The organism is Sphingomonas taxi (assembly GCF_000764535.1).
Lineage (GTDB): Bacteria > Pseudomonadota > Alphaproteobacteria > Sphingomonadales > Sphingomonadaceae > Sphingomonas > Sphingomonas taxi.
Window position 1 is genome coordinate 278804 of record NZ_CP009571.1, and the last position, 20561, is coordinate 299364.

Here is a 20561-nt window from a genome sequence, read left to right on the forward strand (position 1 = left end):
TGTGAAGCTGGTATGTGCGATCCCATAGCCCCCGGAGCGGGGCGTACGAGGAGGGATTGCCATGAAGATGAAGGTTCTGCTGGCCTGCACGTCGCCGATTGCGATGCTGGCGGCGTCTCCTGCTTTTGCAGGGCAGACCGCCGATCCTCAGGCGACCAACTCCACCGCCAATCCCGTCGCCACCGGTGCGGACACCGTGACCCAGGCGGGCGATATCCCTGACGCGGGCCTGCAGAGCGACGACATCGTCGTCACCGCGACCAGCGGCGAACGCTCGCGGTTTCGCAGCTCGATCTCGGTATCGCAGATCAGCCAGGAAGCGATCCAGAACTTTACGCCGCGCTCCGAAGCCGAAGTGCTCCGCAACATCCCGGGCTTGCAGCCTTCGGATACCGCCGGTCCGGGCGGCAATGCCAATATCGGCGTACGCGGCATCCCGGTGTCGACCGGTGGTTCCGAATATGTCGCCTTGCAGGAGGACGGCCTGCCCGTCGTGCTGTTCGGTGACATGAACTTCGGTAACAACGATTACTGGCTGCGCTTCGACCAGAACGTCCAGCGCGTCGAGGCCGTCCGTGGCGGCTCCGCCTCGACCTTCTCCAGTCAGGCGCCGGGCGCCGTCGTCAACTACCTCAGCAAGACCGGCGACAAGGCCGGCGGCCAGGTCGCGTACAGCAACGGCCTCGGTTATCGCGAACATCGCGTCGACTTCGATTACGGCGCTCCCATCGACGATACGACGCGCTTCCATGTCGGTGGCTATGCCCGCAACGGCGGCGGCCTGACCAACGAGAATTTCAACATTCTTCGGGGTTACCAGATCAAGGCGAACCTCACCAAGGACTTTGCCGACAATCGCGGCTTCATCCGGCTGAACTTCAAGCGGCTCGACGAACAGGCACCGACCAACACCACGACGCCGTCGCTCGCAACCTATAGCGGCACGAAGATCACCGGATTCTCACCGCTGCCGACCTTCGACGGTCGCGATGGTTCGTCCTATTCCATCTACAACCGCAGCTTCCAGTATCTCGATTACGATGGCGGCGGCGTGAAGAATGCCGAGGTACAGGGCATCCACCCGCGCGTCACCGGCATCGGCGCGCAAATCCACTACGACCTGACCGACAATATCACGATCGACGACAGCATCCGCTATCAGTGGATCAACGGCAATTTCACCACCCAGTTCATCAACGTCGCGACCCGCACAGGCGCGGGCGGCGTGATCGGTTCGACCGTGAACGGCAGCACGGTGGGCTCGCTTCGCTATGCCGCGGGTCCGAACGTCGGACAGGTCTATACCGGCACCTACGTCAACACCAATCCGAACATCAATACGTTGATGAAGAACATGAACAACTTCGTCAACAACCTGACGTTGAACGGGAAGTTCGATGCTGGGCCGGGCAAGGCGACGGTGACGACCGGCGTGTTCCTGATGAAGCAAAACATCGTGCAGGACTGGCACGTCAACCGCCAGTACAGCGAGTTGAACGGCGAGAACGCCGCGCCGCTCGACCTGTTCTCGACCACCGGTACGCAGCTGACTGCCGCGGGCCAGGCGGGGTTCAACGACAATTGGGGCAGCTGCTGCGCGCGGCGCGTCGACCTGACCTATACCGACACCGCGCCGTTCCTGCAGGTCGGTTACGAGCTCGGCGGACTGAACCTCGATGCCAGCGTCCGCTATGACAGTGTACATGGCGAGGGCACAGCGCAGGGTGGCGTCGCCGGGCCGACGACGCGTGTCGCCGATGCGCTGGGATCGGCGCTGATCCCGTCGCTGGTGCTGAGCAACACGGTCGAGAACATCGACTACACGGACCATTATGTCAGCTGGTCGCTGGGCGCGCTCTACGCCTTCGATACCAGCACCAGCGTGTTCGCGCGCGCCAGCCGCGGCGGCCGCTTCAACGCCGATCGCCGGGTACTGTCCGGCAATTTCAACGCCGACGGATCACTGAACGCGCAAGGCCAATCGACGTCCGTCAATTTCCTCAATCAGCAGGAAATCGGGCTGAAGCAGCGTGGCGGAGTGTTCGGTGGATCCTATTCGGTTGAGATCACCGGCTTCCACTCCACGCTGACCGAAAACAATTACGACTTCACCCGCATCAGCCTGCCGGCCCCGAACAACGATCCGAACATCTCGAACGGCTATCGGTCTTACGGTATCGAATTTACCAGCCGGGTCACCGCGGGCAACTTCCACCTTGCCGCGGATGCGACCTATTCGAATTCCAAGATCACCAGCAGCGGCACGGCCGCGCTGGTCGGCAATCGTCCGGGCGGGCTTCCCGAATTCCTCTTCGTCGTTTCGCCATCGTACGACGCCGGGATCGTGGCCTTCGGCGTTAGCGTGAATGGTCAGACCAGCACCAAGTCGGACGATTTCAACCTCTACACGATCAAGGGGTCGACCTTCGTCAACGGCTTCGTGACGGTACGCCCGGTCGAGCGCGTCGAATTGGGCCTCAACGTCAACAACCTGTTCGACAAGCTCGGCTTCCGTGGTGGCGGCAGCCTCAGCCCGATCCTGTCCTCCTCCAGCGCCGTATTCAGCAATACCGCTCTTTATGGCCGTACGGTCACGGGCTCGGTCCGTTACCGCTTCTGATCCTCCCCGGTGGACGGAGTGCGGCAACGCCGTGCTCCGTCCTTTTGTTTGGATTGTCGCCGGGTTAGTGCTGGCCACATGACGAAAGCAAAGCCCGGCGTCACCATTCGAACCCTTGCGGATCTCGCGCGTCTCGCCGGTGTTCACGCGGGTACGGTATCGCGCGCGCTCGCCGGCAGCACGGTAGTGAACGACGAAACGCGATTGCGGATCGAGGCGCTCGCGGCGCAGCACAACTTCCAACCCAATCAGATGGCTCGCCGGCTGCGAACGCAACGTACGGGTGTGATCGGCATCGCCGTGCCGCTCGGTCACGAACGCCGTCAGCATGTCTCCGACCCGTTTTTCCTCACGCTGTTCGGGCATCTTGCCGATGCGCTGACCGAGCGCGGCTATGACATCATGCTGTCGCGCATCATCCCCGATGCCGAAGACTGGCTAAGCCGAGTGGTCCGATCCGGGATGGTCGATGGCGTCCTGCTCATCGGGCAATCCGACCAGTTCGACGTCATCGAAGCCGTCGCACAGGATTACCAGCCGTTGGTCGTATGGGGCAGTCATGTGCCGGGCCAGCGGCACTGCGCGATCGGCGTCGACAACTTCGGTGGCGGCCGATTGGTCGGCGAGCATCTGATCGCCCGGGGCTCGACCCGCATCGCCTTCATGGGCGAAATCCGCACACTCGAGATTACGGAACGCCACCGCGGTTTATGTGCCGCGGCCCAAGCGGCGGGCATTGCGCCACCGATCCAGCTGGACACGCACATGGCATCCGACGTGATGGGCGAAGAGATCGCCGCGAACCTCGACCGGGTTTCGGGAAAGATCGACGCGATCGCCTGTGCCTCCGATGTCATAGCGCGTCAGACGATCCGCACGTTGACCGAACGCGGCCTTTCCGTACCGGGCGACATCAGGGTCACCGGCTTCGACGATCTGCCCTTTACCGAACAGATGATCCCGTCGATCACGACGGTCCGCCAGGATCTCGCGATCGGCAGCACCGCCATGATCGACGCGCTTTTCGCGCGGATAAAGGGTGAAGACACACCGTCTCTGGAAATGACGCCTCGCCTGATCGTTCGCGACAGTGCCTAGGGTGCCGCCTCGAAAACGAAGGCCGCTCCCACGAAATCACCCTTGAGCGGCGCACGAATGCCCTGCGTCATCCAATAGCGTCCGCTAGCGATCGTGGGTATGCCTGCCGGCAGTGCACCGCCACCAAGCATCCGCACCCTGTAGCGCTGTTCAGGCGCCAGCCCCAACGGCAGGATCGCACCCGGGTTGTCGCGCCACATCGATGAATGCAGCATCTGGAACAGCACCGCCTGTCGCTGATCCCGGCCCACGTACATCGTCGCGGACGTCGAGACCGACGCATCGGGGCTTACCAAGCGATAGAGTTTTCCGCGCTGCACGGTCGGGCGAATGGTCTTGTAGGCAGCGATCCATTTCGTCGCGGTCGCAAAGTCCTCCGCCTGCCATTTGATCAGGTTCGCGCCGATCCCAAGCCCGCCCTGCATCGCGGACAGGAACCGATAGTCGAGCGAGGTGACACGCGTGTTCGCCCAATTGGGACTGTCGGTCACCCACGCCATCATCGTTGCCGGCGCATAGGCGCGGGTAAAGCCGTCCTGGATTGCGAGCCGGTCCGATGGATCGGTATTGTCCGATGGCCAAACCTCGTCGACCCGCGCCATCATCCCCAGATCGACGCGGCCGCCGCCCCCCGCGCACCCCTCGATTTCCAGACCCGGATGGCGCTGCCGCAGCGTATCGAGGATCGCGTACAGGTTGCGGATATAGTCCACGTAAAGCCTTTGCTGATCCTCCGGTGCCTGTCCGGGCCAGCCCGGTTCGGTCCAGCGGCGGTTGACGTCCCATTTGAGGAAGGCGATGTCGTTCTCGCTCACCAGCCGGTCGAGCCAGCCGAGGACATGCGCGCGGACATCGGCACGCGCGAGGTTCAGGACGAGCTGGTTGCGCGCTTCGGTGCGGGGACGCCCGGGGAAGGCAATCACCCAATCGGGATGCCTGCGATACAGGTCACTGTCGGGATTGACCGATTCCGGTTCGACCCACAGGCCGAAATCCATACCGAGCGACTTCACCTTATCGATCAGCGGCTTCAGCCCATTGGGGAATTTGCGCGGGTTGACGGTCCAGTCGCCCAATCCGGCGCGGTCGCTGTCGCGTGCGCCGAACCAGCCATCGTCCACCACAAACCGCTCGGCACCGATCGCCGCCGCCTTCTCCGCCAGCGCCATCTGCCCTGATTCCGTTACGTCGAACGCGGTTGCTTCCCAGCTGTTGTACAGCACCGGGCGCAGCTTCGCGCGGGCATGGTCCGGCAAAATGTGTGCGAGTTGAAAATCGTGGAAGGTACGCGATGCGCCGCCCATTCCATGATCCGAATATCCGGCATAGAAGACCGGCGTCTCCAGCGTTTCGCCCGGCTTCAATCGCCACGCGAAATCGTAAGGATTGTACCCCGCTGCAATCCTCACCCGACCTAGCACGTCCTGGGCGACGCTGATCCGGAACGAGCCCGACCAGGCGAGGGCGCCGAACCACACGGGGCCGCTTTCCTCGGCGGTCTTGCCCTCTTTGCCGATCGCGAACCATGGGTTGTTGCCATGGCCGGTCAGGCCGCGCCGGCTTTCGATCGCCGTCAGGGCCGGCGTGACCGGCACCGTCTTCAACGTCCATTCCGCGGCATGCCGCCCGGTCAGATAGTTCAGACGATAATCGTCGCCGCTCGGCAGCGTGAACACCGCCGCGGCGAGCTGTTCGACCCGCACCGGGCGACGGCTGCCGTTGTGGATGGTCGCCGAGCGCGCGAGGATGCCCGTGTCGGGATCGATCGTGTAGCGCAGGGTCGCGGTGAAGGGCTGCGCGATATCGGCCAGTTCGACCGTCAGCGTTTCGCCATCGACGCGGTGGCTGCGGTATTTGAGGACGAGGTCGCGATTGCCGTCCGCAAACGCAACTTTGACGCCCGGTTCGGTGACCAGCCCTTCGCCTTGCCCCGGAAACTCCTGCGCCGTCACGGTGGGTGTCGGATCGAAGCTCGACGGTTCGGTGACGATCGGCACGACGATGGGATCGCTCTCGGCTACGGCACCACCCCAGTGGATCGATCGCAGATAGCCCTTGTCGTCGATACCGAGCGCATAGGTCACGCCGTTGCCATCGAGCCGGAACACCCGCGCGCCCGGCGCTGCCGTAACCCGCGCCTGCGCCGGTATCGCCAGAACCACGAACGGCAGGCCGAGCCACAGGCGTCGCATCACCGCGGCACCACGACGGTCGCCGTATCGCCCTGCAACGCCAGCCGGAACCAGGGCGCCGCCGTTCCGCCGAAATGCGCGCGGCGGACCGTCGCGTCATCCAGCGGCTTGCAGGCCAATCCCCAGAAATCGACGAAGCTGATGACGTCGCCTTCGCCCGTCACCCACCAGCAATAGCCCTGATACGGCTCCGCCGGCGGATTCGCGGCGACGAGGCCCGAACCGTTGAGCGGACGCCAGGGGCCCGACATGTCGGATGCGACCATGCCGTACAATCCGGTTGGCGCGCCAAGGCCATCGGCGAAGCGCTTCGCCTGGGTCGACCAGAACAGATAATACAGGCCGTCGCGGTGCACGATGTGCGGGCGTTCCAGCTCGCTATTGACGCCGATCGCTTCGACCAGCGGCGGTGCCAGCGTCCACGCATCGTCGCTGCTCGCCCGGCGCGCGACACCGACAACGCCATCATGCACGTCGTCGACCCGGCCCGCCGATCCGCTGAACAGCAGATATTCGGCGTTATCCGCAGGGTCGCGGAAATATCCGGGATCGCGGAAGCCCTTGATGCGGCCGTCCACTGCGTCCTCCTGGTCGGCGCGGAGGTACAATTCGCCATCCGCCGCGATGGACTCGACCGGCATACTCCAGTCGCCAACCCGCCCGTCGGCGAAGCGCCCGCGCGTTTCGAACAGCCGCTGTTCGAAGGTGCGCGGTCCGCCTTTGCGCCCCGATGCGGTGAAATACATCGTCAGCGTGACGCCATCGTCGTCCAGCACTGCCGACCCCGACCATTCGCGGCTGCCCGGCGTGAACCCGTCCGGAAAGGCATTTCCATGATCGCGCCAGCCGTCCGCGCCATGGCTGGTCAGCCGGATGCGCGCCGCGTCGTGCCGGTCGTCGGGATCGGCGAACCGCGGCGTCGCGAGGAAGAACCACCAGCTGCAGCCCTCGACGATCACCGTCCGGCCGTCGGCATCGGCGATCTGCCACATATCCCACAGGTCGTGACCGGCGATGATCGGAACGACATCGGCCGCCGTGATGACCGGAAGCGCCGCGGCGGGCTGGTCCGCCGCCCTTCGTGCCTGCGCCGCGGTCCAGGGCGTCGGGATTTCAGGATCATCGCGAAAAGCCGGGGAGGGAGCGGTCGGGATCATGGTGTCTCCAGTGCGAACAGCGCGACGCTCTCCGCCTTCATCATCGGGATCGGGAGACCGGCCTGTGCCAGCCAGTCGCCGTCGAACAGCACGCCCTCCGCCCGCATCCGGGCGAACAGAGGGGCATCGGGCGGCGGGTGTCCGTCTTCGCTCGCAAGGTCGATCAGGCGGACACGCACCGGCCCGGCACCGGCCAGCGGCGGCAGCGTCACCGCGGGCGGACGGCGGACGATCGTGGGATCGATCCGCGTCACGCTCAGCAACAGGTCGCCGATGTCACCATGCATCTGCCAGACCAGCCCGTCGGGTCCGTCGCCCAGCCAGACGCGGCCCGTGTGAAGCCGATCCCGTAGCGTCTTGTACCGCGAGATCGCCTCGCCGAGCACCGCCGCATCCCGATCGGTCAGCGTCGCGGGATCCAGCTCGACCCCGAAATGCCCGGGAAGCGCGACCGCAGCGCGGAACGCCATGCCCTGTCGCCGCCCGGTGGAATGTGCCGGGCTGGCGCCGACATGGCTGCCCATCATCTCCGGCGGCATGAAGTGCAGATACCCCCGCTGCATCCGCACCCTGCTGACCGCGTCGATACAATCGCTGGTCCAGAACCGGTGTGTCCGCGCCGCGATACCGGCGTCGATGCGCCCGCCACCGCCTGCACAGGCCTCGATCTCCACCGCCGGATGCGCCACCCGCAGGCGATCGAGCACTGCGTAGGCGCCGACGACCTGTGCATGATAGCCGGGCCGTCCGTCCGCGCCCCCCGCGGGTGCCAGGTCGCGGTTGTGATCCCATTTCAGATAGGCGATCGGCAGGTCCCGCAGCAGGGCATCGATCGCCTCGAACAGATAGTTTCGCACCTCCGCCCGACCGAGATCCAGCACCAGCTGATGCCGCGACGTCAGCAACGGAACACCATCCGCCTGCAATGCCCAATCGGGATGTGCCCGCGCCAGATCGCTGTCCGGGTTGACCATCTCCGGCTCGATCCACAGCCCGAACGTCATGCCGAGGGCCACGACATGATTCGCCAGCGGCGCCAGTCCGTTCGGATATTTGGTGCGATCCGTCACCCAATCGCCCAACGCCGCGGTGTCGTCGTCGCGCCCTTTGAACCAGCCGTCGTCGAGCACGAACCGCTCGACGCCCAAGGCGGCGGAGCGATCCGCGAGCGCCATCAGCGCCGCCTCGTCATGGTCGAAGTAGAACCCTTCCCAGCTGTTCACATGCACGGCGCGGGGCGGCATCCCCGTTGCCGGCCAGGGCGCGCGGCCGCGGATCGCCGTGTGAAAGCCCTGCATCGCGCCATTCAGCCCGGCGACCGAACATACCGCCAGCATGTCCGGCGTGTCGTAGCGCTCGCCCGGTGCGAGCCGGCATTCCCCCGGTGCCGGCGCCTCGCCCATCTGGAGCAGCCATACGCCATCGTCGTCGCGCTCGATCGACAGCCGGTGGTTGCCCGACCAGGCCAGTTGGGCCGCATGCACGCGGCCGCCGTGCCATCCCGCATCCGGTCCCATGACGAACAGGCCCGGTGGCCCGGCGTGCCCGGTCAGCCCGCGCCGGTTCTCGCGCAACCAGCCGTGCGACGGCATCGGTTCGACCTGCGGGACGAACTCGGCGTTGTGACGGCCCTGGAAGCTGCGGATACCGGTGCAGTCGGCCGGCAGCGGCAGGGTTCCCGCGGCGAGCCATTCGACGTCGAGCACACCGTCGCCATCGTTGATCACGCTCGCCGAAAGCGTGATGCCGTCACCGCGGACGGAAATCCGCTGAACCACGGTGACACGCGCGGTCTCATCGACCAGCGTGACGACGATCCCGTCGTCCGTCGCCACGATCGACCGGGTCTCGAACCAGTGCGCGAAGGCCCGTCCCGCCCGATGCGCGCGCAGCGCCGGCGATCCGAACCAGCCGGAGCCGAACGCCGGCGTCACGGTCAGCGGCTGATCCACGTCGAGCGAGAAGGACGTCAGCGGACGGACGTCGGCAAGCGGCGGCAAGGCCGCGGCATCGACCTTTGGTCCCCACCACCGCCATACCGGAGGCCGATCGCCACGCGCTTCCAGCACCAGACTGGTGGTGGGTCCGTTGTGTACGATCATCGGGCGCTGGCTCCGACGGGGAGTCCCTGAGCATTGCGCTCGCGCACGCTCCAGACCGCTGCGGCTGCCGCGAACATGAGCACACCGCACAAGGTCAGGACGTTCCGCGGGTCACTGCCGAGCAATCGGTCGTAGAACAGCCACATCGTACCCGAGAAGATCAGCATCGGGATCACGATCATCATGTTGAAGATGCCCATATAGACGCCGGTTCGTTCCGTCGGGATCGCCCCGGCCAGGATGACGTACGGATTGCCCATGATGCTTGCCCAGCCGATGCCGATGCCGATCGCGGGCAGAAACAGCATGGCTTTGTCCGTGACGTGCGGCAGCCACAACATGCCGGCCCCCGCCAGGATCAGGCAGGCGGCATGCAGGCTCGCCGCGCCCACTCGCTTCGCCAGCGGCACCATCGCGAATGCCGCGACGAAGGCGACGCCGTTATACCACGCCGCCATCTCACCGTTGGTCAGCACCGCGGAATGGAAGCCGGAGGATGTCGGTACGTCGGTGCGGTACACCGATCGCCCGACCGAATAGATGACATAGGCCCAGTATGCGGCCATCGCGTACCATTGGAACAAGCTCATCAGCGCCAGCTTGCGCATGGCAACGGGCATGTCGTGGATCGCCGATGCGATCTCTCCCAGCATAGCGCCGAACCCCTTGGGCTCGGCGGCGATCCGAAGCTTCTCCTCCGCCGACAACGGCAGTTCGGGAACCCGTCGGATCGACCAAAGGATCGTCGTGAAGCTCAACGCCGCGCCGACCATGAAGGCGATCCGCGCCGTATAGGGGATGTTGTGCGCATCGACCCAGTCCTGGTTCATCCCCGCCCAGACCAGCACCGACGGGGTAAGGAACGCCAGCATCTGCGCGAGGCCGGTGAAGGCGCTCTGCGTCAGGAACCCGATCTGGTGCTGGTCCTCGTTCAGCCGGTCGGAAACATAGGCACGATACGGCTCCATCGTGATGTTGTTGCCGGCATCGAGGATCCACAGCATCGACACCGCCATCAGCAGCGACGAACTCAGCGGCATGAAGAACAACCCTGCTGCGCAGAGCAGCGCTCCCATCAGGAAATACGGCGTTCGTCGCCCCCAGCGGCTGTCGGTCCGGTCGCTCATCGCACCGATCAGGGGCTGAACAAGCAGACCGGTCATCGGTCCCGCCAGTTGCAATAGCGGCAGCGACGCCTCCGAAGCTCCTAGATAGCTGTAGATCGGCGCCATATTCCCCTGCTGCAGCCCGAACGAGAACTGGAGACCGAGGAAGCCGAGGTTCATCTCGAGGATTCGCGGTAGCGATAGGTGTGGCTTCGAACCGGGCAGGGGCATCGACATCCTCAATGGCTGATGCCCATCTTCGCAGGCGTCAGCGGGGCATATCAGCAATAAGCCAGGGGGCACAACAATCGATTGCGAAAAGTTTTAGCCGGCATGCCCGGATCGTTTGGCGCACATGAAAAGAGGGTCTGGCGGGACTGCCAAGGCAGGATCGGTCTTCCCGATGCCGCCGGGGGCGGCCGTTTTCCGTAACCTGTTCCCGACTTCGTCGTCCTGAAGCGCGTGTTGGAGAGGGATCGGGAGGCAATGTGCAGGAAAGGTCCGCCTACGTCAGCAATCCTCACGAAGACGCGCGATAGCTGCCTGATTGCACTGCCCCCAAACCAAGCCGTTCCGCGTGGCCAATTGCGCTCCCGGGGGCTCCGCTCGCATAAATGGGCGGCAGGACTCGAGCAGCAAAAAATGTGCTCGAATGGCCGGGATTGGGTGATGTTGACCGGAGACTGCGACGTACCTCATCTGTCGCGGCAGAGGCGCATCCAGGTTATCCCAGCGGTAGCGGCGCACACCGATGCGAAGATCCAGCGAGCATGCCATCGCCGTTCTCCGTCCGTGGCTCGTCAGGTGTCTGACCGACGGCGCTACTAACGCTGCATCCGTGTCGATGGTACTCTCGGCCATGACCTTCTTCGAGAGCCTGCTGGCACTGTTATTGGTTGCCATACTCCTGCTGCAGATTGCTCGCCGCATCGGGCTACCGTACCCGGCGATGCTTGCCATTGCGGGCATGGCAGTGGCGTTTGTACCAGGGGTCGCGGCGATCCGACTCGATCCGGGCACCGCGCTGGCACTGTTTATCGCTCCGGTGCTGCTTGACGCGGCGTTCGACTTCCCGCTCGTGACGGCCGGGCGGCTGTGGCGCCCGCTGGTGATCCTGATCGTCGGCGCGGTACTCGCGACGACCGCGATAGTCGCATGGATCGGATGGGCGGTGGCCGGGCTTCCCATTGCAGCGGCTATCGTGCTCGGTGCGATCGTGGCGCCGCCCGATGCCGCGGCCGCGACCGCGGTGATCGGCGCGTTGGCGCTGCCGCGAACGACGGTGTCCGTCCTGAAAGGCGAAAGCCTGCTCAACGACGCCACCGCACTATTATTGTTCTCGGGCGCGCTCGCATTTCAAATGGCGGAGGGATCGCCGGGGGCAATCGGACTGCACGTGGCGATTGCGGTACCCGGTGGGATCTTGCTCGGCGTGGTGCTCTCGTGGCCGGTACGGTGGATCCAGCGCTTCGCGGGCAAGACGCTCGGCGCAAACCTCCTCCAGTTTGTCACCGCCTGGGTGATCTGGCTGATCGCGGACCATCTCGATCTGTCGGCTGTGCTGGCAGTCGTCGCGTTCGCAGTGACGGCGGCCCATTCGCCAAACGCCGGCTCGTCGCCGCGGATGCGCGTTCACTCCTTCGCGGTCTGGGCAGCAGTGGTCTTCCTGCTCAACGTCACCGCGTTCCTGGTGATGGGGATGCAGGCGCGCTCGATCCTGGAGCGGCTGCCGGGCGACGGGATCTGGCCTGCACTACGGTTCTCAGGACTGGTCGTGCTGGCGGTGATCGCGACGCGCTTCGTCGTGGTGATGGCGTGGGGGCAGGTCGCTCGTCGATCGCGAAGCGCACGCGGCGCGCTGTCGCCCCCGACGATCGGGCAAAGCGTCCTTGTCGGCTGGTGCGGGATGCGCGGGCTTGTCACGCTGGCGACGGCCTTCGCCCTTCCCGCGACGTTTCCGCAGCGCGACCTCGTGGTGCTGACGGCGTTCTCGGTCGTGCTGGCGACCTTGGTAGGGCAGGGGCTGACGCTCGCACCGCTGATCCGCTGGCTGGGCTTGGACCGGATGGAGAATCCCGCGGACGAGATGTGGGCCGCCCGTACCCGGCTGGTCAATGTCGCGCTCGACGAGTTGCGGAGCCATCCCCAGGCGGAAGATCTCGCTCGGTTGTTCGAAGCCAAGCGAGATAAGCACGACCGTCCAGAGTTGCTGGACTGGATCAAGGGGCAGCACAGCGCCGGGCTTGCCGTGGTGTCGGCACAACGGGCCGAGCTGGCCCGGCTACTGAATGGCGAAGAAGTCGGGATAGACAGTTTCTACGTTCTGCAAGAAGAACTCGACTGGAGGGAGCTAACCTTATTGCCCGAGGAGGAGCGGCGGATCGCCGAGACATGAACGTCTCCCGTCATCGGGATGTATTGCATGCGGCCCACACGGGTCCACGCTTGAACGAATGGCCAGTTTCAAGGCTCATTGCGACGTCGTGAATGTCGTTTCTTGGGTCGACAGCGTCGAGCTGCTGAATGCGTCTACCGTATGGCAGCCAAGACGTCGTCGAGTTGCTCGATTTGTGGAAAGTGGCCGGCCGCTGCGATGGACTGCATCCGCGCGTGCGGGATCAAAGTTGCAAACTGCTGTCCATAAGCCGGGGTCACGATCCGGTCACTTTCCCCCCAGAGCACCAGTGTCGGAATGTTGACGCTGGAAAGGCGGCCTCGCAGCGATGGATCGTGCATGAACGGCTCGCCGGCATAGACGCGCAACGCACGTTGATTGTTCGCCATGGTCGTTGCCGCCGCGGCATCCCTCGGCACCAATGCGCGTGATGGGTCATGGAATGAGTGTGCAAGCAGCAAGGCGGGCGGCAGTGTGGCGGGATCGACGATTCCACCGCCTTCGGGCGTCGGGTCGAGCCCCACAGCATCGATGATGACCTGCTCGGCGATGCGCGGACTGCGGCGAAGCCCTGTCTCGATCGCCAGCCATCCGCCAACCGAGTTACCGATCAAGCTGACATCGCCGATCTCGAGCCACTCGATCAGCGCGAGTGCCATGATCGCCAGATCGTCAATGCGGTGAAACCAACTAGGCCGAGGTTCACCGTCGAAACCTGGATAGACCGGGATGATAGCGCGCCTGCCCCGTGCGGCCAGGCCCGTGGCAAGGCCCATCATCGATCCTGGGCCGGCACCACCATGCAGGAGCAGCGTAGGACGCCCGCTTCCCATCTCGTACCAGGCGATCGGGAGCGCATCCGCAAACAGCGTAGTACGGGAGATCTCAATCATCGTTCGTCACCCTCGCACTTTGACGTGATAGCTGTCGCGCGACACTGCTCTTGTCCAAAGCCGGCAGGGCAGGGGCCGCTTGGATGCCGGCGTCGTACACTGCTCATCCGCAATTGTTCGTTGCGCAGCCATCAACCAATTTTGCCGCTCACGATTGTCCTACCCTATTGGCGAACACCGTAACGTCGCAGCAGGAGTTGAGCGCTCCGCACTTTCGCCGCTGCGCTCAATCGCTCCGTCAGCGGTAACGCGACAACCAGGTTATGCGCCGCCTGGTTTGCCTCGCCAGGCATCCGGGATGGTTCAATCTCTCGATCGTGCCCGCTCCGGGGGAGTTGTCGAGCGGGCAGGCCCGATCACGCTGTGCGATCCACGCGCGCTGCGACGCGCGCAATGCCGCCTGACGGGATGCGGGTAGTCGTTTCATGGTCTTCGCATAGGTAACGTTGAGCGTCGCATCGGCACGCTCGAAATCCGCGACGAAGCATGCCGCCATGTCCGTCGTCACGCCGCGTGCCGCTTCGCCGGTGTTGAGGCAACGGTCGAGTTCACCGGATGCGACAAGCGCGAAGGCGAGTAAGAGCATCGCAAATTCCTTCTATTGGTTGGCGGCGCCGAACATCGTGCGCCACTGCGGAACATACTGGCGGAGCTGCACGGTCGAGACGTGATAAGGATTGCCGTCATCCGGTGACTTGCCGGGTGGAAGTCCACCGTCGAACAGCAGGATGTGGTCTCTTGGTATACGCAGAGCGTCATAGGCGTTCGCGATCAGTCGCGTCGTATTCTCGCGAATGTGTCGCTCTGCCCACCAGCGTGCGGGCGGCGTTGCCGAGGCAGCGAAGAGCCACGGCGCGGGACGCTGATCCGGTCGGGTGACGTCCCAGGGACTCGAGAACAGCACGACCCGGCTGACGGGATATCGCTGCGCCATGAAGGCGGCCATGCCGGCGCCCTGCGACAGCCCTGACAGGATAATCCGCGGCCAGGCCGGACGGCCCTCCGCGTCTAAATATTCACTCCATCCCGCGTCGGGATGGGTCCTTTGCAAATAGCGGAGCAGATCGCCCAGACGATTCGCGATGGCCTCCGGTGCGGGTGTCGCGACCGGCGGTCCGTCGCCCCCAAATGCACGACTTCCCCGGAAACGGGCCGAGCAGGCCGGGGGTCGTGAAGGGCACACCTGGGCAACGGCGGGCATGTCGTTGTAGGTCAGGAACACGACGCGATAACCTTGGCTCGCGATCGTATCGAGGAGCAGGCGCGGCGCTGTTTCCGAACGGCCGCTGGTGCCGGGCATGAACACGACGAGCGGCGCGTTGCGCGATGGCGCGCCCGCGTAGACGAGGTTGGGATCGTCATATTGTCGCACCTGCGGGTTGGCCGCCGACGGACGGACCAGTTCCTGCGCCGAGACGCCGGACAGTGATAAGGCGGCGGCGGCTAACGCGGCGCCGAACTGCTTACAAGCCGTCTTCAGCATTCGCATCTACTCCATCATCCACGGCTCGACCGGTCGATCACAGCGCGATCTCGTTCGCCGCGATCTTGCGGTCCCGCTCGGCAAGTTCGTGGGCACTGGCGGGAAAGATGACTGCCATGCCCTCGGTCGCTGCCCGGGTTTGGACCTCTTCAACGAACGGACGCAGTCCGTCTTCGTACGCACGGAAGGCTGCGGCATGGTCGTCTGCGTGTTGCGCCAGCGCATCTGCGAGCCTGGCGGCACCGATGATCGCCATTGATCCGCCCATGCCCGCTATAGGGGACACGCAATAGCCCGCGTCGCCGACCAGCGCGGCGCGACCCTTCGACCAGTTCGGCATCCTGATCTGCGTCGCGCGGTCGAAATAGAAGTCTTCCTCGTCATCGACATGCGAGAGCATCTGCGGCACCTTCCATCCGAGCCCGTCGAAATGCTCGTGCACCAGACGTCGCAGCCGTGCCCGGTCGCGATAGTCGTACGCGATCTCGCTGTCGGCTCGGAACGCCAAGCAGATGTCGGTCCGATCGTCGTAGCCGTTCAGCATGGCAGTGCGACCAGGCACACTGAACACCTCCGACGTGTCGGGGGGTAGCAGCCCGGTTTCCCGCACCACCTTGAGGTAGAAATAGCCGCCCATGAAGTAGGATGCGGCATCACCGTCATCGAATACGAGATTCCGGGTGTTCGAGCGGTTGCCATCGCAACCGAAGACCAGCGTTGCATCGTGCCGACTACCGTCGTTCAGGGTCGCGGACATTTGATCTGCATGTTCCTGCAGTCGAACGATCGAACGATCGTAGATTATGTCGACGGAACCATCCACTGCGTCCAGCAACAGATCGAGGAGGTCGTCGCGATGGATCTCGAAGTCGTGCGTCCTGTCTTTCGGCGCCGTGTGATCGATGGCACCCAGCGTCTCGTTATCGGCGCCCCGGAAGGTGAAGGCGCGGGGCGGCAGCCTCTTGGCCCAAGCCCGATCAAGCAGGCCCATCCGCTCAAGGATTCCGACCGTTTCGCCTTTTATGTCGACCGGAGTGCCGCCGCGACGAACTCCTGCCGCCGTCTCAACGATCGTAACGCGATAGCCCAGTCCCTTCAGCCAGAATGCGGTGGCAAGACCGGCAAAGTTAGCGCCGCTGACAAGCGCTGTCCGAAGTTCCGTCTGCGTCATCGTAGTTGACTGAACGTCCATTGGTCCCTCTACCATCACCAACTATCCAATCGATATGCAGTCCATTTGTGTACCGAGTATAGAATGCGGGATTGAGACGATCGTTCCAATGGTGGACAGACGGACACGCAAGCGACTGGCAACACGGCGGGCAATCTCCGACGCCGCGACGCGATTGATATTCGACAAGGGCTTCGACAACGTCACGATCGACGAGATCGCCCATGCCGCCGACGTGGGTCGCATGACGGTGTTCAACCACTTTTCGCGCAAGGAGGACCTGTTCCTCGATCGCGAGCAGGAAATCCACGACCTCGCCTTCGATGCTGTACGCACCCGGAGCGGCGGCACGTCTCCGATCGAGGCGCTGCGGCTCCTGGCGCATCGTCTTATCGAACAGCCGGACCCGCCGTTTCCGTTATTCGATGGGACCGAGCGATTTGTCGAAACGGTGCTTAACAGCGAGGCTTTGAAGGCACGAGCCCGGCAGATGCGCGATGATTTCGTCCGTGCCTTGGCGGTGATCCTGGCGGAAGTCGCTGGCCGCCCCGAACAGGAGTCCGATGCGGCGTTCGCCGCGGCGCTTCTGGCAGCTGCCTGGGCCAGCGCATTCCTCCAAGCGCATGCGCTGCTACTCAGGAGCCACGACGTCGCGGCCGCCAAGCGCCTGTTCCTCGATCTTGTCGATCGCGGTACGATCGGAACGAAGGCAGCGCTCTCCGGCACGGCCTATTGCTGAAGATAGCCAGCTACGAGGAAAACAGGGGGCGAGCGTCAAGCCGGTGCCGCTCCCTCCTGACTTGGGCAGCGTCGGGTCAGACGAAGTGCTGGTCGCCGGTCCGCGATCGGTGGGGTGCCGAACATCTCCTTATACTCCCGGCTGAACTGGGAACTGCTCGCGTAGCCTGAGGCAAAAGCCGTGCCGGTCACATCGGCCTCTCCGGAGACGATCATGCGTCTGGCCTCGAGCAGGCGGATGTAGCGTTGGTAGGCGAGCGGACTGCTCCCGGTCGCCGCCTTGAAGTGACGGTGGAACGAGGTGCCGCTCATTCCGGCCGCGTCCGCGAGATCGGCGACCCGCATCGGCTCGCGGGCATTCTGTCGGATCCAGGCGATCGCTTGTCTGATCCGGGCTGCACGAGTGCCCTTCTGGACGGTCTGACGAAGCGTGTCGCCCATCGGCCCCTGAAGCAGACGATAGCAGAGCTCGCGTTCGGCTTGGCCAGCCAGCGTCGGGATGTCATCGGGACGTTGTAGCAGGCGGACGAGGCGATCGACGGCGTCCATCACATCTTCGTTCAGCGGCGCGGTCACGAACGTCGGCGCGGTGGGCGTCTCTTCGACCGATGCATCGCCCATCAGCGTGGCGACCACATCCGCATCGAGGCTGAGCTCCAGCCCTATGTACGGCGCCTCGTGCGTCGCCTCGATCACCTGGGTCGAGAAAGGCAGTCCGACCGCGGATATCGCGCAATCGCCGGCTCCGAACTCGAGATCCCTGCCACCGATCAGCAACCGTTTTCGGCCTTGTAGAAGAAGGTAGAACTTCGGTTCGAACAGCGCCAGTCTCGCGTCCGTCGGCATCCGGCTCGACCAGATCATCACGTGCGGGATCGCCGTTCTGATCGGCACGCCTGGCAGCGAACGATCCGCAAGGCGCATCAGCGCGGCCACGGTCTCCTGGCGTATCATGGCCTGCCGGTCGGCGGCGGAGCGGACGTGAAGCTGGCAGGATCGGGCACGTCATTGGCAGGATTGCACATGGCTCGGCTCCGGTTTCGACTATCTTTCTCGCGTGTAATTGGGAGAATGTCGATGCCGAACTCAGACCGCCTGATCGCCCGCCTCGTGGACGAGGCCGCCATCCGCGACGCTACTGCCCGCTTTGCGGATGCTGGAACGTTTGGCGACTATGATGCCTTTCGCGACCTGTGGGCAGAGGATGGGGTCTGGGCCATCGGCAAGCCCTTCGAGGCACGCGCCGAAGGACCGGACGACATCGTCGCGATGTTCAAGAAGCTGAAGGAGCCGAAAGAGTTCTTCGTCCAGTTCGCGTTCCAGGGACCGATCGTGATCGACGGTGACATTGCGCGGGCTCGAACCCTGGTCCACGAGGAAGGACGAGGCCCCGGAGACACCGGCTTCCGCTGTCACAGCGTAACGAACGATCTGCTGCGCCGGACTGGCGATCGTTGGCTGTTCGTGCGCCGTGACTTCCAATATATCTGGCTCGACACCGCGAATTTCGCCGGCGACGTCTTCGAGGTCTCGCCAGCAGTATAGATGTGAGCGAACACTCGCTTCGAAGGAGCTTTCGGCGTGAGGGAAGATGATCCGGTCTGGCTCGATCGACGGCTGTTTCCCTATGACAGTCGTTTCGTCGACGTTGGCGGCCATCGTCTTCACTACATCGACGAAGGGTCGGGCCCGGTGTGCTGTTCCTGCACGGCAATCCGACTTGGTCGTTCCTATACCGGCACATCGTTCGGCGACTGTCGCCGCATTTTCGGTGTATCGCGGTCGATTATCCCGGCTTCGGCCTCAGTGTCGCGAGGCGTGGCTACGGCTTCACGCCTCGCGAACATTCGATGGCGATCGAGGGGTTCGTCGACGCGCTCGATCTTTCCCTGATGTCGATCATGGTTCAGGACTGGGGCGGCCCGATCGGATTGGGTTTTGCGGCGCGCCAGCCCGACCGCGTGCAATCGCTGATCATCGGCAATTCGTTCGCCTGGCCCGCGACGCCGGGGATGAAGGGGTTCTCCTACATCTTCGGCAACCCGTTCGCGCGTTACCTGATCCGGCGGACCAACGTCCTCGCACGCTGGCTGATCCCCGCAGGGATCAGCAGGACGTTGTCGGCGGCGGAACTCGCGGCGTGTCTCGGACCTTTCCCAACCCCTGCGTCGCGTCTGCCGACATGGATCTTCGCCCGCCACATTCGGGCGAGCGCGCCCTATCTGGCCGAGGTCGAAAGGGGCCTGAATAGGCTAAGCGACAAACCGGCGCTGATCCTTTGGGGCAGCGCCGACGGCGCGTTCCAGGCGGCGGATCGCGACCGCTTCGCGAGCCTGTTTGCCGACCGTCGCATCGTCGATCTCTTCGACGCCAAGCACTTCATCCAGGAGGACGCCGCGCCGGAAATCGCCGCGGCGATCCTCGATTGGCGTTCGCGCCTCATCGTGTCCGAGGAGGCGGTCCGGTGAACATTCCGCTCACCCTGGCGCTTCACCTCGGCATCGTGCTCATCGGCGTGATCGTCCTGCGGCTCGCGGGGGTACGGACGCGCCGCGAGCCATTACTCGCCGGGTTCGGCGTCGTGATCCTGTACTGGATCGTTTCTCCCCTCGGGCTCCGGCTTCAGGAGGCCGTCCCGATCTCTGCCGGGTTGCACTGGAACTGGCTCGGCAAGGTCTTTGCTTTGGCCGTCGCCCTATTCGTCTGGCGGCGATCGGGGCTGTCGCGCGACGACATCGGGCTGACGATGCGGCAGCAGGCGGGATCGCTGCTGCCGGCAGGTATCGTCGTCGTGCTGATCTGCGCCTTCGCGTGGACCTACGGGGCAATCAGGTCCGACGGGAGCAGTCTCTCGCCGGAACGACTGCTGTTCCAAGCCATCATGCCGGGGCTCGACGAGGAATTGGTCTTTCGCGGCCTGCTGTTCGCGTTCTTGATTCGCGCGTTCGGAAACGGCGGAGAGATGACACGGGCGTCGCTTTGGTGGGCAGGAACGGCGGTCACCTTCCTCTTCGCAGCCGGGCACGGACTGTTCGTTGTGGAAGGGGCGATCCAGGTGGACTGGCACGCACTCGTCGAAAGCGGCACGATCGGCGCGGGGCTGCTGTGGCTGCGTGTGAGGACCGGCTCACTGGTGATGCCGGTCCTCGCCCACAACCTCTCCAATTTCGGAGACTCGTTTTTCTAGCGGCTGTCTGCTGGACACGCGATCTGTCCGCGTGTCGGTCCAATGCCGGTTAGGCGACGCAAATGCCGGGCACTTCTATCTTGCGGAACAGGTGCGGGCTGACCGCGGCTTCGTCCGGGTAATCTGCCAGGCGCGCCTGAAATGCGGGACTGGCGAACGCCGCGCGAAAGTGGCCGACCGACTGCCAGACGGCGTAGTTCAGGAAAACGCCGCTTCCAGCAATGCCGCGGTGAAGCTGGGTCGAGATGAAACCCGGCTGTGCCTTCATGTGTCCGGCATCGCTCGACCACGCCGCCAGCAAAGCGTCGGCGAGACTCGGCGGAACCACGAAGGTGTTGATGAGGACCACGGCCTCGTCCTCGGACTTCAGTTGATCGGTCAGCGTGACGGCCTGATCCATCTCTACTAGTTTGGGCATT

At 64.3% G+C, this 20561-nt stretch carries 17 protein-coding genes; 7 read left to right on the forward strand and 10 right to left on the reverse strand.

The window, feature by feature from the left end:
• Positions 1–61: 61 nt before the first annotated feature.
• Together MC45_RS01230 and MC45_RS01235 are read left to right on the forward strand one after the other, a co-directional pair.
• Positions 62–2620 (forward strand): TonB-dependent receptor domain-containing protein, encoded by a 2559-nt coding sequence (locus tag MC45_RS01230; RefSeq protein WP_038658564.1) that lies wholly within the window; start codon positions 62–64, stop codon positions 2618–2620.
• A 78-nt stretch (positions 2621–2698) separates the two neighbouring features.
• Positions 2699–3718 carry a LacI family DNA-binding transcriptional regulator gene (locus tag MC45_RS01235; RefSeq protein WP_038658566.1) on the forward strand — a complete coding sequence of 340 codons (1020 nt, stop codon included), beginning with the start codon at positions 2699–2701 and terminating at the stop codon, positions 3716–3718.
• Here MC45_RS01235 and MC45_RS01240 read toward each other — a convergent pair.
• Genes MC45_RS01240 through MC45_RS01255 form a run of 4 tightly spaced genes read right to left on the reverse strand, consistent with a single transcriptional unit; the run spans position 3715 to position 10455 of the window.
• A complete protein-coding gene (locus tag MC45_RS01240) occupies positions 3715–5910 on the reverse strand; it encodes an alpha-galactosidase (RefSeq protein ID WP_081974276.1) in 2196 nt (731 codons plus the stop codon). The two genes, MC45_RS01235 and MC45_RS01240, sit on opposite strands and share 4 nt — an antisense overlap.
• Positions 5910–7067: a glycoside hydrolase family 68 protein gene (locus MC45_RS01245; protein WP_081974277.1), complete on the reverse strand. Its 1158-nt coding sequence runs from the start codon at positions 7065–7067 to the stop codon at positions 5910–5912. Before MC45_RS01245 ends, MC45_RS01240 begins: the two co-directional genes overlap by 1 nt.
• Positions 7064–9169, reverse strand: a complete 2106-nt coding sequence (locus MC45_RS01250) for an alpha-galactosidase (RefSeq protein ID WP_038658568.1) — start codon at positions 9167–9169, stop codon at positions 7064–7066. Before MC45_RS01250 ends, MC45_RS01245 begins: the two co-directional genes overlap by 4 nt.
• A complete protein-coding gene (locus MC45_RS01255; RefSeq protein WP_245640804.1) occupies positions 9166–10455 on the reverse strand; it encodes an MFS transporter in 1290 nt (429 codons plus the stop codon). The genes MC45_RS01250 and MC45_RS01255 overlap by 4 nt, the downstream gene beginning before the upstream one ends.
• 679 nt (positions 10456–11134) lie before the next feature.
• On the opposite strand from MC45_RS01255, the gene MC45_RS01260 reads away from it, so the two are divergent.
• Complete coding sequence (locus MC45_RS01260) at positions 11135–12670, forward strand: cation:proton antiporter (RefSeq protein WP_038658570.1); 1536 nt, start codon at positions 11135–11137, stop codon at positions 12668–12670.
• A 134-nt stretch (positions 12671–12804) separates the two neighbouring features.
• Here the strand turns inward: MC45_RS01260 and MC45_RS01265 are convergent, their stop codons facing one another.
• From MC45_RS01265 to MC45_RS01280, 4 genes are all read right to left on the reverse strand, one after another.
• Positions 12805–13563: an alpha/beta fold hydrolase gene (locus MC45_RS01265; RefSeq protein ID WP_038658573.1), complete on the reverse strand. Its 759-nt coding sequence runs from the start codon at positions 13561–13563 to the stop codon at positions 12805–12807.
• Between the two features lie 238 nt (positions 13564–13801).
• Entirely contained in the window at positions 13802–14149 is a 348-nt protein-coding gene (locus tag MC45_RS01270) for a lysozyme inhibitor LprI family protein (protein WP_052075456.1), read from the reverse strand.
• Between the two features lie 12 nt (positions 14150–14161).
• A complete protein-coding gene (locus MC45_RS01275) occupies positions 14162–15046 on the reverse strand; it encodes a BPSS1187 family protein (RefSeq protein ID WP_052075457.1) in 885 nt (294 codons plus the stop codon).
• Between the two features lie 37 nt (positions 15047–15083).
• Positions 15084–16217 (reverse strand): FAD-dependent monooxygenase, encoded by a 1134-nt coding sequence (locus MC45_RS01280; protein WP_038666170.1) that lies wholly within the window; start codon positions 16215–16217, stop codon positions 15084–15086.
• Between the two features lie 109 nt (positions 16218–16326).
• Between MC45_RS01280 and MC45_RS01285 the strand changes: the two genes are divergently transcribed.
• A complete protein-coding gene (locus MC45_RS01285) occupies positions 16327–16956 on the forward strand; it encodes a TetR/AcrR family transcriptional regulator (RefSeq protein ID WP_038658576.1) in 630 nt (209 codons plus the stop codon).
• 35 nt (positions 16957–16991) lie between these two features.
• On the opposite strand, the gene MC45_RS01290 is transcribed toward MC45_RS01285, so the two are convergent.
• Positions 16992–17891, reverse strand: a complete 900-nt coding sequence (locus MC45_RS01290; RefSeq protein WP_169742507.1) for an AraC family transcriptional regulator — start codon at positions 17889–17891, stop codon at positions 16992–16994.
• 141 nt (positions 17892–18032) lie between these two features.
• On the opposite strand from MC45_RS01290, the gene MC45_RS18530 reads away from it, so the two are divergent.
• The 3 genes from MC45_RS18530 to MC45_RS01305 all read left to right on the forward strand — a co-directional run bounded on the left by MC45_RS18530 (position 18033) and on the right by MC45_RS01305 (position 20142).
• Positions 18033–18500 (forward strand): nuclear transport factor 2 family protein, encoded by a 468-nt coding sequence (locus MC45_RS18530; protein ID WP_169742508.1) that lies wholly within the window; start codon positions 18033–18035, stop codon positions 18498–18500.
• A gap of 149 nt (positions 18501–18649) precedes the next feature.
• Positions 18650–19423 carry an alpha/beta fold hydrolase gene (locus MC45_RS01300; RefSeq protein ID WP_052075461.1) on the forward strand — a complete coding sequence of 258 codons (774 nt, stop codon included), beginning with the start codon at positions 18650–18652 and terminating at the stop codon, positions 19421–19423.
• Complete coding sequence (locus MC45_RS01305; protein ID WP_038658579.1) at positions 19420–20142, forward strand: CPBP family intramembrane glutamic endopeptidase; 723 nt, start codon at positions 19420–19422, stop codon at positions 20140–20142. The genes MC45_RS01300 and MC45_RS01305 overlap by 4 nt, the downstream gene beginning before the upstream one ends.
• 49 nt (positions 20143–20191) lie before the next feature.
• On the opposite strand, the gene MC45_RS01310 is transcribed toward MC45_RS01305, so the two are convergent.
• On the reverse strand, positions 20192–20542 hold the full coding sequence (locus MC45_RS01310; RefSeq protein ID WP_218916692.1) for an antibiotic biosynthesis monooxygenase family protein: 351 nt from the start codon (positions 20540–20542) through the stop codon (positions 20192–20194).
• Positions 20543–20561: the final 19 nt, after the last annotated feature.